Origin of the sequence: Albidovulum salinarum (genome assembly GCF_025673475.1) — a bacterium.
GTDB lineage: Bacteria > Pseudomonadota > Alphaproteobacteria > Rhodobacterales > Rhodobacteraceae > Albidovulum > Albidovulum salinarum.
This window is the reverse complement of the sequence record NZ_JAOVQO010000037.1, coordinates 1-11,536: the sequence shown is the minus strand read 5'-3', so window position 1 is coordinate 11,536 and position 11,536 is coordinate 1. Positions and strand designations below refer to the sequence as shown.

The following is an 11,536-nucleotide window of genomic DNA, read 5'->3' as shown; positions in this document are numbered from 1 at the left end:
GTGCAATGCCTTGCCCGACAAGCACCTCAACCTGCCGCAACTTCATGACAATCTCTTCAGGTTTGTGCCGCTTCGTAGCCATGTCGATCCTCCGTTCTCCTAAACATAACGGCGGACCACTTCACTGGGGGAGGATCACGGAAAAGCAGTCGATCGTCTCGATCAACGTCGCGCGCGGAAGCGAGGGACCGAGGGCCTTGCTGGCTTACTACTACGCGTTCCTTCATACTAAGACCAAGTTTACGGATAGTGTGCAGTTTCCGGTCGTAGTCGATTCGCCGAACCAGCAGGGTCAGGACAAAGTCCATCTACCTCAGATGGTGAAGTTCATCTTCGATCACGTTCCCGACGATGCTCAGACCATCGTCGCTACTGAGGACGCGTCAGTGCTCGATGTGAAAGACGTCACGATCGCAACGTACGGTGAGGCGAAGCGGCAGGTCCTGCGGGAGAGGGAATTCGACCGCGTGAAGGCAATCTTCGACCCGTTCTTTCAAAAGATACTCGAGATGGACTGATCAAGGCGGTTTCCCTCGGGGGCGAGGCCGTTGCATGAGCAGTTGACGCTCTTCGGCGGCGTCGATCTCATGCTGTACGCGCAGTAGGAAGTCGAGATCCTCGAACACCCCTCGGCGGAGGGGTCTTTCATGGGATACTTCTTAAGGAAATGCTCCGCGCGATGGCGGACCGGTTGGTGATAGGTGGCTCGAGAAGATGACCGAGTGAGGTGAGACGCCATAGGCTCTCCGAGATTGCGGCAACGGGCGATAGAACGACCGGCCGCTTCTCACGCGAGGCAAACATTCAATCAGGATGCCGCGAATGGCCGGCTTCTGAAGGTTTCCGATGCGGGCCGATGCTTGAGGGCGGGCGTAGGGGTCGATTCGGCCCGCATTGACAAACCTCGGACGGGGGAAGCCGCGGGGACTGATCACAAGTATAGCCACGACCGAACACGACCGCCGCCACATTTCCCCTCGCCTGCGTTGCGCGTTCAGATAGACTCGATGTGCCGTTCTGAGGGGAGCCGAAGCGATGCTTGCAGCGATCTATGCGCGATATTCCACGGACATGCAGAGCGCCGCGTCGATCGAGGATCAGGTGCATGTGTGCCGGAAGCTGATCGACGGCCGTGGCTGGACTGCGGGTCCGGTGTATCCGGATATGGCGATCAGCGGGTCGACGCATCTGCGCCCGGGCTATCTGCAGATGCAGGAGGACGCACAGGCGGGTCGCTTCGAGGTGCTGGTAGCCGAGAGCCTCGATCGGCTCAGCCGCGATCAGGAGCATATCGCGGGCCTCTACAAGCAGCTTGCCTATCTCGACATCCTGATCGTCACGGTCGCCGAGGGTGAGATCAGCGAGATGCATATCGGGCTCAAGGGCACGATGTCGGCTCTCTTCCTCAAGGATCTCGCGCAGAAGACGCGGCGGGGACAGGAGGGACGCGCGCGGGACGGCAAATCGGCAGGCGGCAAGTGCTACGGTTACCGCGTCGTTCGCCGTTTCAACGCCGACGGCAGCCCGGTAACTGGTGAGCGCGAGATCGAACCGGCAGAGGCCGTGATCGTGGAACGGATCTTCCGCGCCTATGTCACGGGCCAAAGCTCGCGCGCCATCGCCGCGGCACTCAATGCCGAAGGCGTGCCCGGGCCGAGCGGCAAGGCGTGGGGCGCCTCGACGATCCACGGCAATCCAAAGCGCGGCACCGGCATCCTCAACAACGAGCTCTATGTCGGCCGCCTCGTGTGGAACCGCCAGCGTTACGTCAAGGATCCTGCCACCGGCAAACGCCAGGCGCGCCTGAACCCGGCCGATGCCCTGGTCGTCCAGCCGGTCCCCGACCTGCGGATCATCGAGGACGCGCTCTGGGAGGCGGCCAAGGCACGGCAGGAAGACCGGCGCCACGACATGCAGGCGCCGGACGGCGCAACGCGCCCCGAACGCGCCCGCCGGCCGCTCTACCTGTTTTCCGGGCTCCTCAAATTCGGTTGCTGCGGTGCCAGCTACACTCTCGTCGGCAAGACCCGCTATGGCTGCGCGGCGGCCCGCAACAAGGGCACCTGCGACAACCGCCGCACGATCGAACGGGACGAGGTCGAGGCGCGGGTGCTCGACGGGCTGAAGGAGCACCTGCTGCATCCCGACCTGATCGCCGAGTTCGTCGCGGAGTACCAGCGTGAGTACAACAGGCTGATGCAGTCCGACCGCGCCAAACGCTCCCGGCTGGAAACCGAACTCGGCCAGGTCACTCGCAAGATCGACCAGATCGTCGACGCCATCGCCGACGGCATGCGCCATCCGAGCATGAACGACAAGCTCACGGAACTCGAGGATCGAAAGGCGGTTCTTGCGGCCGGGATCGAGGCGCTGGGCGAAGAGGAACCGATCCGCCTGCATCCCGGTCTCGCCGGTATCTACCGAGCGAAGGTCGCGGACCTCGCGGAGGCGCTCGACGCGCCGGAGACGCGCCAGGAGGCCGCCCAGCTGATCCGCGGGCTCCTGAGCGAGATCCGCATGATCCCCGGGGAAAAGGGCCATGCCATCGAGCTCGTGGGCGCGCTGGCGTCGATCCTGGCCTTGGGGGAAGCGGAAACGACAAAGCCCCGGGCGGTACGCCTCGGGGCTGGGTCGGTAACGGTGGTTGCGGGGGTAGGATTTGAACCTACGACCTTCAGGTTATGAGCCTCATTGTCGTATGTTTGTTGGAGTTTGCGGTTCGAATTTCTTTATAGTTTTATCAATATGTTAGCAACACAGCAATTTTACCCATCTTTGTTCAGGATTGCCCAAAATTGCTCTCAAGTGTAGCACCAGCGTAGCACCAGAGCGGAAGGGACAGCGCGTGACAAGCCATCACCTGAACTTCACCAAGGCGGCGCTCCTGAAGGCGCCTGCCGCGCCGAAGGGCGGCAAAGACTACTATAACGACGAAAAGGAGAAGGGGCTTGTCCTGGCGGTGACACCGGCCGGGACCAAGAGCTTCTATCTCTACAAGCGGGTGGAGGGACGCCCGGAACGCATCCTCCTGGGGCGCTTCCCCGACATCAGCATCGAGAATGCCCGAAAGCTCGCCGCGAGCGCCAAGGGCAAGATCGCGGGCGGCAAGAACCCGCAGAAGGAGCGCCGCGCCATCCGGGGCGAGATGACCTTCGGCGCGCTCTTCACCGAGTACCTGGAGAAATACTCCAAGGTCCACAAGCGCTCCTGGGCCTATGACGAACGCGAGGTACCCAAGTTCCTGTCGCATTGGTTCAAGCGGCGGATATCGACCATCGAGAAGGCCGAAGTCGAGCGGCTGCACGCGAAGATCGGCAAGGAGAACGGGCTTTACCAGGCGAACCGGCTCCTGGAGCGCATCCGCTCGATCTTCAACAGGGCCATAGACTGGGGCTGGGACGGCACCAACCCGGCCATCGGCATCAAGAAATACCGCGAGAAGAGTCGCGACCGGTTCTTGCAGCCCGACGAGTTGCCTCGCTTCTTCGCCGCCCTGAGCGCCGAGCCGAATGAAGCGGCGCGCGACTTCTTCATGGTCTCGCTCCTGACCGGGGCGCGAAAGTCGAACCTCCTGGCGATGCGCTGGAAGGATATCAACTTCGCCACCGCGACCTGGCGCATTCCCGAGACGAAGAACGGCGAGGCGCAGACCGTGCACCTGTCCGGCCCGGCGATGGAGATCCTGACCGAGCGCAAGCTCGCCTCGGAAAGCCCCTGGGTGTTTCCCGGCGACGGCCGCACCGGTCACCTCGCCGACCCCAAGAAGGCCTGGGGCCGCATCCTGGCGGGGGCCGGGATCGAGGATCTGCGCATTCACGACCTGCGCCGCACGCTCGGCAGCTACCAGGCCGCGACCGGGGCGAACGGCTACATCATCGGCAAGTCGCTCGGCCACAAGAGCCATCAATCCACCGCGGTCTATGCCCGGCTCAACCTGGACCCCGTGCGGGACTCGGTGAACAAGGCCACGGAGGCGATGCTGGGCTATGCGTCGCAAGTTAGCGGGGATGCCGCCGATTGAAAATGCTTCAATGACCCGTTGCCGTAAGCTTCTTATTCAATCCGGCGGCCGGTGTAGCGCCGCGAGGCGCGTCTACCAGACTGTACCCGCGAGGCGATATTCTGACCGGGTGGGCCGTCGCGCCGGTCCAGCATGACCGATGCTCATTCGTTCGTTTACGATTCAAGGCCAGAAAAGCACCGCTCGCATCTGGCGACGTTGGCGCTCGCGTTCCGCAAATCCCCTTTTGCGTGTATAATCTCCTTCCTACAATCACTTGGAGGGAGGCGAACAATGGATAAGAAGAAGTCGCTTGAGCAAGATCTAGAACGGCATCCCGTCATTGCGGCACTTGAAGATGCAGGCAAGGAGGCCACCCTATTCATCGGATATCTTGGTACCGCATCCGAAGACGGTTTGGTCAGACTGTACCCACACCTTGATGTCGCGACGTATGTGGAGTTTGCCAAAGAGGATGTAATCCACGTCGGAGTGGACCCGGATGGCGAGCCGGCGTTGAAACTCATCTACGTGATCCGTAGCGCGAAGGTCGTAGAAACAAGGCGGAACGCGACGGACGCTCAACACAGCCGATTTTCCTATGATATCAAGAGTTCAGTCCCGAAGATCGAAGTCGGCCCGTTCAGTTTTCGGGACTTCACCAAGGTAAATGCGCTGTTCCCTTGGTCGACGTGTGAAGCTGGGTGCGAGTCGTCGTATCGAGAAGCGATCCAAAGTGGCGTTCCACAGCCCTTGGCTGAAACAGGGCTTCACGCCTGCTTGTCGGAATGCCCGAAGAATCCCTTCTATAAATCGTCGGAAATCGCGAGCAGAATTGTTTACAATACGCCCCCGAAATATCCTGGCGGGGGCGGTTGAGCGCATCAAGATAGTAACGATTGGGTCATCTCACGCGGTTCTTCCTTCGCCGTCCGCCTGAGAAGCAAGACCGCCTAGCGGCAGAGGTGCATCGTCGCTGAAGCGGAGCCATGCCTTGCTTATATAAGATTTGACGCAAGATCGTTAGCGGCCGGACGAAGGGGGTACATCATCGCCGGATCGCTCGGCCATAAGAGTCGCCAGTCCACAGCGGTTTATGCCCGGCCCAATCTGGACCCTGTTCGGGAATCGGTGAACAAGACCACCGAGGCGATGCTGGGTTATGAGGCGTGAGCGAGGCAGGAACGATGGACATAGAGACGATTACGCCGGGCTGGGTAGACGCCGTCGACGTTGAGGCTGACGATCTGGTCACTCCCGACTTACACGAGTCCTTCGCGTCTATCGCCGGGCTACCAAAAGACGACGCCACAAAGGTCGCCCTTGTCGGCGCCTTGGACGCCTTCAGATCGGGATACTTCGACCTCGACGCCCTCAGATCAGAGAGCGACGACAACAAGGCACTGGAAGCGGCGGCGGATAGCGCAGGCGCGCTCTATGACGCTCTGCTGGCGCTCTTGGAGTATCCCGGCGTTGAAGGCAGGCTGGAGCAGACAATCCAGGACTTTCCGCGCTTTTACGAGTTTGAGGACGGAAGAACCCTCAAAGATCTGATCGGCACGCGCCAGAACATCTTCATGGTCTATCGCGAGCTTCTGGTCGATCTCCAAGCGTGTCTGGAAATGACCAGCAACCGCAAGCCCAAGCGGAAGGTGTTGGAAGGCCTTGACGGGGAAGAGCCGATCAAACTTGAAACCGATGAAGGATTTTCAGAGCGCATGCGGGAATGGCGTGCACGAAGCAAGGCCAGAGCCCTTCCTAAGGATCATGCGTTGCATGAATTCCTGAGAACACTGCGTCCGTATTGGGAAGCCAACAGCCCGCATCCCTTTACCGAGGGCATGTATTTCAAGGTCGCGAACCAAACGATCTCGAACCTGGTCGACGCGGTGGAGCGGGTGATGGCCGTTGTCTCCCCAGACATAAAGCGCAGCCAGATCGTGACTGCCATTCGTGAGGTTCGCGCGACCCAATCGCAAAAGTGACGGCCGATTTCGCGCGTCACTTCTACGATCGCGTTTGATGGATGCATTCGGGCGTTTCTGACAGGTTACCTCCATGGTTCAAACCAAGGAGGAAGACCATGAACTCGTTGAAATTGAAGCAACTTCTTACCCCGCAGGACGTGGCGGACCGGCTGGGAGTATCCACGACGACGCTGAGCACCTGGCGCTGCACCAAGCGCTATCCGCTGGCTTACGTGAAGGTCGGGCGCCTGGTGCGCTATCGCCTCGACGACGTGGAAGCCTTCGAGATTGCCCGTCTCCAGGAGATCGCCGCCAATGACAACTGATCATCGCCAGCCCCGCCATGTCTTCATTGCCGCGATCAACGCGGCCTGTCTGCGCAACTGGCCCGCCCTGGTACGCACTTGGTTGCCGCAGGGCCGCCAGGTCGGCCAGGAATGGGTGTCGCTCAATCCCACCCGCGCCGACCGGCGCCCGGGCTCGTTTAAGGTAAATCTCCAGGTCGGCCGCTGGGCCGACTTCGCGACTGGCGACAAGGGCGGCGACCCGGTGAGCCTCTATGCCTATCTGAACGGCGTGCCGCAGATGCAGGCGGCCCGCGAGCTGGTCGGTTCCTGGGGGATGAGCGCATGAGCACGATTGCCACACTCAGCCACCCGAAGGCGGGCAAACCGTCGCACCAGCATGTCTACCGGGACGAAGACGGCAAGCCGGTCCTGGTCGCCAACCGCTATGACCGGGACGGGCGCAAGTTCTTCCTGCCCTATGACCTGGTGAAGGGCACCTGGACCGCACCGGAGCACCGGCCGCTCTACCGACTGGACGAATTGATCGCGGCCAACGAGAACCGCCCGGTGATCATCACCGAGGGCGAGAAATGCGCCGATGCCCTGGCGAGCCTGGGCTACGTCGCGACCACGACCTTCGGCGGGGCGAACGCGGCCGAGAAGTCGGATATCTCGGCGATGAAGGACCGCACCGTGATCCTCTGGCCCGACAAGGATGAGCCCGGGCGCAAATACGCCGAGGGGCTGGCCGTTACCTTATATAAGGCTTTCGGAATACCGCCGAGGATCATTCCGACCACCGACGTGGTGCTAGGTAAGGTAAGGCATCCGGACGGGGCGCCACCTGGCCTAGCCTACGGTAAGGGATGGGATGCCGCCGACGCGGTAGCGGAAGGCTGGACGGTCCGCGAGATCAACCGGCTCATCGACGTGGCCGCCCCCCTAGCCTACCCTAAGGCTAAGGCGGCAGATGCCGACGCATCGGAACCAGCTAGCTTATTCGAGGAGATCGAGTTCTGGCACACGCCCGACAAGCGCCCCTTCGCCTCGATCCGGCTAGACGGCCACTGGGAAACCTTCGCGCTCGACAGCGGCGCCTTCAAGAAGCTCCTCTCCTACGCGGAGTACCGCGCCACGGGCAAGACGATGGCGAGCGCCAGGCTCGAAGACACTGCCCGGCAGATGCAGGCCCAGGCGCTCTTTGACGGCGCCGAACGTCCCGCTTCCTTGCGTGTCGGAAAGGCCGCCCAGGGCTACGCCCTGGATCTCGGCGCATCCGACTGGTCTTCGGTGGAGATCACGCCCGAGGGCTGGCGCGTGCACCAGAGCAAGGAACCACGCTTCCGGCGCAGCCCCGGAACGGCCGCCCTGCCAGTGCCGGTTCCCGGCAGCGGCGACGTCGGCCTGCTCCGGGACTTCGTGAACGTAGGCGGTGAGGCCGACTTCTTGCTTGTGTTGGGCTGGCTCCTCGGCGCGCTGCGCCCGGACGGCCCCTATCCGATCCTGGTGCTCTCGGGCGAGCAGGGCAGCGCCAAGAGCACGACGACGCGGGTGCTGCGGTCGCTGGTCGATCCGTCGACGCTCCCGGCCCGCGCCTTCCCAGGCGATGAGCGCGACCTGGCGATTGCCGCCCAGGGCGCGCATGTGCTGGCGTTCGATAACCTGTCGCGGATCAAACCCGCGATGGCGGACGGCCTCTGCCGTCTGGCGACGGGGGGCGGCTTTGCCACCCGCAAGCTGCACAGCGATGCCGAGGAGGTGTTGTTCCAGGCGACCCGGCCGGTGATCCTCAACGGCATTCCCGATCTGGCCGAGCGCGCCGACCTGGCGGATCGGGCAATCACCCTCACCCTGCCGACGATCCCGGAGACGGAACGTGCCTTCGAAAGCGACTTCTGGGAGCGCTTCGAGGCGGCCCGCCCGCGCATCCTGGCGGGGCTCCTGGACGCCACCTCGCAGGCAATGGCAGACAACGACTCTGTGCGCCTCTCAGAGCGCCCCAGGCTGGCCGACTTCGCCCGCTGGGTCACCGCTGCCGAACCGACCCTCGGCTGGCCCCAGAGTGCGTTCCTGGCCGCCTACCAGGCGAACCGCAGGGAGAGCGAGGAAACCGCCATCGACAACAACACCGTGGCAGCGGTGGTCCTGGCCTTCGTGCAATCTGTCGGGGAGTGGCGGGGCACGGCCAGCGAGCTGGCCGTGACGTTGCGAAAGCGCTACCCGGCCGAGACCGAGAGCGCCGAGAGCTTCCCGCGCAAGCCGAGCATCTTCGGCAGCGAGTTGCGCCGTGTGGCACCACTCCTCAGGCGGCAAGGCGTCGTCATCGAGCACATGCGGGAAGGCAAGAACCGGCAGCGGCTCATCCGCCTAAGCCTTAGCGTAGGCTAGGCTAGGCTAGGCTAGGCGAAAAGGTCGCTTTGCCTAAAGCCTAAGGCAAGCCTTGGCCGTCCGCTGCTGTCCGCCCTGTCCGCCAATCAGCCGTTGTTAGGGTTGGGGCGGACGGAGGCGGACAGGGCGGACAGCAACAGAAACCGTTCGATTCATAATAGAATTTCAACTCTTTTGGCTTGCTGCAACGCTGCTTCCCCGATCCGGCCGTTCGAGCTTGTCGCAGCGAAGGAGTTACGCCAATGTGCGCAACGCGAAACGGTGCGATTGTGCGACACTCCTTATCTCAAGACGGTGCCTAACCTTGCTGATACGTCCGAGACTTACTGACTTCCATGGGATCAACGCAGCCCAAGCCGACCTGGATTTCGCAATCCCATTCTTCGACGAGGATGTGCCGCTTTACCTTGACCCATTCATGTTGTGGCGTTCTCCTTCGCAGCAAGACCAAATGCTCCACACTGGCCTTATCAACGCCTTCAACCATCTTGGAACGTTGGCCAAAAGCGGTAACCAAGCGCAGGCTGTCAGTACGTTAATTCTGGCGTCGGAATGCGACGAAGTCGGTCTGGGAACATCCGCGCGCCGAAAAGGAAAGCGCATCGGCGAAGAAAAAGCGAGCGAGATAATCTCGCTGTTTCGGCGCATCCCTCAATACGAAAGAGCAGGCTTCAGGCACTTCGAAGAAATTCAGCTATTCGTAGATGGGATCTCCAAGGACCGAGTAAGCGATATTGCCTGTAACTTCCTGAAGTCTTTCTTGATCGACTTCACGATTGACCAGTGTAATCGGCTTGGTGTTCCCATCCAACCCGTCGACGTAGAAAATGTCTACGACTATCGAGCAAATACCTTCGTCAAGCACACAGGCGTTACCTTGCCGGTCAATCCGAACGATGGATCACCGATTATCTTCGTTCCGAGACGCTGGTTGCGGTTTGTCCCCTGGCTTAGTTACGAGGACTATTTCCATCATTATTGTCCGCAGGACGAAGTAGCCCACACGCCGGAAGAACTGACCCGTGTGAGCGTTTTGAACTATAACCGCGACCACTACGGCGTGGTAGATGCCTACGTGAAAGCCAAGGAACGCACCGCTGCTGACTGCGTGAATGATCCGCTTTTCTCGCAAATGCCAGCTATGTCGGCTAGACGCGCACTTGCACGTATCAAAAAGCTGCCGACAGGCAAGACAGATGGAGCAGACCGTGAGTATGAAGCCCTAATCGGGAAGTTGCTTCCTTCTATGTTATATCCGCAGCTTGACTTCGCTCAGGAGCAGGCAAGGACGGACGACGGCGTATCCATCCGCGACTTGATTTTCTATAACACCCGCTCGACGCCCTTCCTCCAGGAAATGATGGACGACTACGGGTCGCGGCAGATCACCTTCGAGATCAAGAATGTCCGGCAGATCGGACGCGAGCATGTAGATCAATTGAACCGATATTTGGCAGACGAACTTGGTCGTTTCGGGGTGTTAGTTACCAGAAATCCGCTCCAAAGGGCAGAGATGACCAGAACGATCAACTTGTGGGCAGGCCAGCGCAAGGCGATAGTTGTTCTGACCGATGCGGATATTGAACAGATGGTTGAAGTCTTTCATAGCAAGCAGCGGGCGCCACTTGAGGTTGTATTGAAGAAGTATGTCGAGTTTAGGCGGGAATGCCCATAGGAGGTCAGTATGAAGGCAAGAGAAGATGTTGAGAAACTGGAAAAGCTTACGGGGCAGCTAAATAGCCTGCACGCCGAAGTGGCAGCGCTCGCCAAGAAGTCGCCCAACGATGGCGTCAACGCTTTTAAACTAAAATTGATCAATAAGGTGCTCGAACTGGGAAATCAGATACTCGGTGAAAAGTATCGGCCGTTTCCAGATTTTGAGGCGTTCGAAAGCGATGATCTCCCTTCCACAAGCGATGTGACGATGGTCCTTGGTCAGTATATCGAGGAGGCGGAGCGATTTCGATCGGACAACGTCGTGTACGAAGGCGGTTGGCACTATCAGGTTAATGGTAGTGCGAGCAATGTCCGCGCTGCCCCACCTTCAAAGATTGGGAGGAAATAATGCAGGACGATGACCGCCCGGAGTATGTAACAACAGACGCCATTGTTCGCAGCTATCATGCCACTGAGCCGGTGTTTGCGGGAATTCTAAGGGAGATCAGAGAACTCTCAAAGAAGAAGCCCGAAGCGACAATGAGCGCTAGTAAGGTCAAAATCATCAATCGGGTCTTATCAGACCTACTTGTCTTCCTTCAGAGCCAGCCAGAGGGAAAATATTTGGAGCAGCTTGACGATCAGACTCTGCCACAAGTTAGCGACGCCCTCATGGTTATGGTTCAGTTTGAGACAGCGTTGGCGTCGTTTGCCAAGCGGCACCGTGCTCGTGATCGGTTCAGCAGTATACTGTTTCATTGGGTGACCGAGGAAAGACTGCTGGAAGATGAGGAAGCAGAGAATGAAGCCGATGAATATTTCGGTGAGGCAGAGGGGTAAGGACGCTGCCACCCGCTGTAGCAAGTAATTCCGCGCGAAGGTCGAGAGGCAGCTTTCCAGAAAATAGTGCGGATGCAGTGACGAACTAGCGGAGATCTGTTCTCCACCCGCGAGGCACCCAAGCATCGTCGGAGTGTGCCAATGACCCCGATGTCTCGCCAGACTTCCGTTCTGCGCCCCAACCGTAGCACCAGCGTAGCACCGGGCATTGCGCGAACGCGAAGAGCGCCCCTTGGGGCGCCTGCAAGTATCTGATATTGTGTTTATTTTTTTTGGTTGCGGGGGTAGGATTTGAACCTACGACCTTCAGGTTATGAGCCTGACGAGCTACCGGGCTGCTCCACCCCGCGCCAATTGGCCCGCTCGGTATTGGATTGAGTTTGGGCCGCATCGTCGAG

Annotated in this window: 11 protein-coding genes and 1 tRNA gene; 11 read left to right on the top strand and 1 reads right to left on the bottom strand. The window is 60.2% G+C overall.

Annotated features, from left to right (window positions below; genetic code table 11):
- From OEZ60_RS21525 to OEZ60_RS21475, 11 genes are all read left to right on the top strand, one after another.
- Positions 1-518, top strand: a 518-nt coding sequence (locus OEZ60_RS21525; protein WP_263340837.1) for a hypothetical protein, incomplete at its 5' end; no start/stop codon positions are given.
- 517 nt (positions 519-1,035) lie between these two features.
- Positions 1,036-2,685 (top strand): recombinase family protein, encoded by a 1,650-nt coding sequence (locus OEZ60_RS21520; RefSeq protein WP_263340835.1) that lies wholly within the window; start codon positions 1,036-1,038, stop codon positions 2,683-2,685.
- A gap of 160 nt (positions 2,686-2,845) precedes the next feature.
- A complete protein-coding gene (locus OEZ60_RS21515; protein ID WP_263340833.1) occupies positions 2,846-4,021 on the top strand; it encodes a tyrosine-type recombinase/integrase in 1,176 nt (391 codons plus the stop codon).
- 273 nt (positions 4,022-4,294) lie between these two features.
- Positions 4,295-4,879, top strand: a complete 585-nt coding sequence (locus OEZ60_RS21510; protein WP_263340829.1) for a hypothetical protein — start codon at positions 4,295-4,297, stop codon at positions 4,877-4,879.
- 308 nt (positions 4,880-5,187) lie between these two features.
- Complete coding sequence (locus OEZ60_RS21505; RefSeq protein ID WP_263340827.1) at positions 5,188-5,985, top strand: hypothetical protein; 798 nt, start codon at positions 5,188-5,190, stop codon at positions 5,983-5,985.
- A 98-nt stretch (positions 5,986-6,083) separates the two neighbouring features.
- The gene (locus OEZ60_RS21500; protein ID WP_263340825.1) at positions 6,084-6,293 is read left to right on the top strand and encodes a helix-turn-helix transcriptional regulator; all 210 of its coding nucleotides are present in this window, start codon (positions 6,084-6,086) and stop codon (positions 6,291-6,293) included.
- Entirely contained in the window at positions 6,283-6,600 is a 318-nt protein-coding gene (locus OEZ60_RS21495) for a hypothetical protein (RefSeq protein WP_263340822.1), read from the top strand. The genes OEZ60_RS21500 and OEZ60_RS21495 overlap by 11 nt, the downstream gene beginning before the upstream one ends.
- On the top strand, positions 6,597-8,642 hold the full coding sequence (locus OEZ60_RS21490) for a hypothetical protein (protein WP_263340820.1): 2,046 nt from the start codon (positions 6,597-6,599) through the stop codon (positions 8,640-8,642). Before OEZ60_RS21495 ends, OEZ60_RS21490 begins: the two co-directional genes overlap by 4 nt.
- Positions 8,643-8,946: 304 nt before the next feature.
- On the top strand, positions 8,947-10,317 hold the full coding sequence (locus tag OEZ60_RS21485; RefSeq protein WP_263340817.1) for a hypothetical protein: 1,371 nt from the start codon (positions 8,947-8,949) through the stop codon (positions 10,315-10,317).
- A 9-nt stretch (positions 10,318-10,326) separates the two neighbouring features.
- Entirely contained in the window at positions 10,327-10,707 is a 381-nt protein-coding gene (locus OEZ60_RS21480) for a hypothetical protein (RefSeq protein WP_263340815.1), read from the top strand.
- Positions 10,707-11,138, top strand: a complete 432-nt coding sequence (locus OEZ60_RS21475) for a hypothetical protein (protein ID WP_263340813.1) — start codon at positions 10,707-10,709, stop codon at positions 11,136-11,138. The genes OEZ60_RS21480 and OEZ60_RS21475 overlap by 1 nt, the downstream gene beginning before the upstream one ends.
- A 273-nt stretch (positions 11,139-11,411) precedes the next feature.
- Here the strand turns inward: OEZ60_RS21475 and OEZ60_RS21470 are convergent.
- Positions 11,412-11,488: transfer RNA gene (locus tag OEZ60_RS21470), tRNA-Met, on the bottom strand.
- Positions 11,489-11,536: the final 48 nt, after the last annotated feature.

Bases quoted from the DNA above. Each gene is read 5' to 3' on its own strand.
- OEZ60_RS21520 (WP_263340835.1), top strand. From the start codon at position 1,036: ATGCTTGCAGCGATCTATGCGCGATATTCCACGGACATGCAGAGCGCC.
- OEZ60_RS21510 (WP_263340829.1), top strand. From the start codon at position 4,295: ATGGATAAGAAGAAGTCGCTTGAGCAAGATCTAGAACGGCATCCCGTC.
- OEZ60_RS21505 (WP_263340827.1), top strand. From the start codon at position 5,188: ATGGACATAGAGACGATTACGCCGGGCTGGGTAGACGCCGTCGACGTT.
- OEZ60_RS21500 (WP_263340825.1), top strand. From the start codon at position 6,084: ATGAACTCGTTGAAATTGAAGCAACTTCTTACCCCGCAGGACGTGGCG.
- OEZ60_RS21495 (WP_263340822.1), top strand. From the start codon at position 6,283: ATGACAACTGATCATCGCCAGCCCCGCCATGTCTTCATTGCCGCGATC.
- OEZ60_RS21490 (WP_263340820.1), top strand. From the start codon at position 6,597: ATGAGCACGATTGCCACACTCAGCCACCCGAAGGCGGGCAAACCGTCG.
- OEZ60_RS21480 (WP_263340815.1), top strand. From the start codon at position 10,327: ATGAAGGCAAGAGAAGATGTTGAGAAACTGGAAAAGCTTACGGGGCAG.
- OEZ60_RS21475 (WP_263340813.1), top strand. From the start codon at position 10,707: ATGCAGGACGATGACCGCCCGGAGTATGTAACAACAGACGCCATTGTT.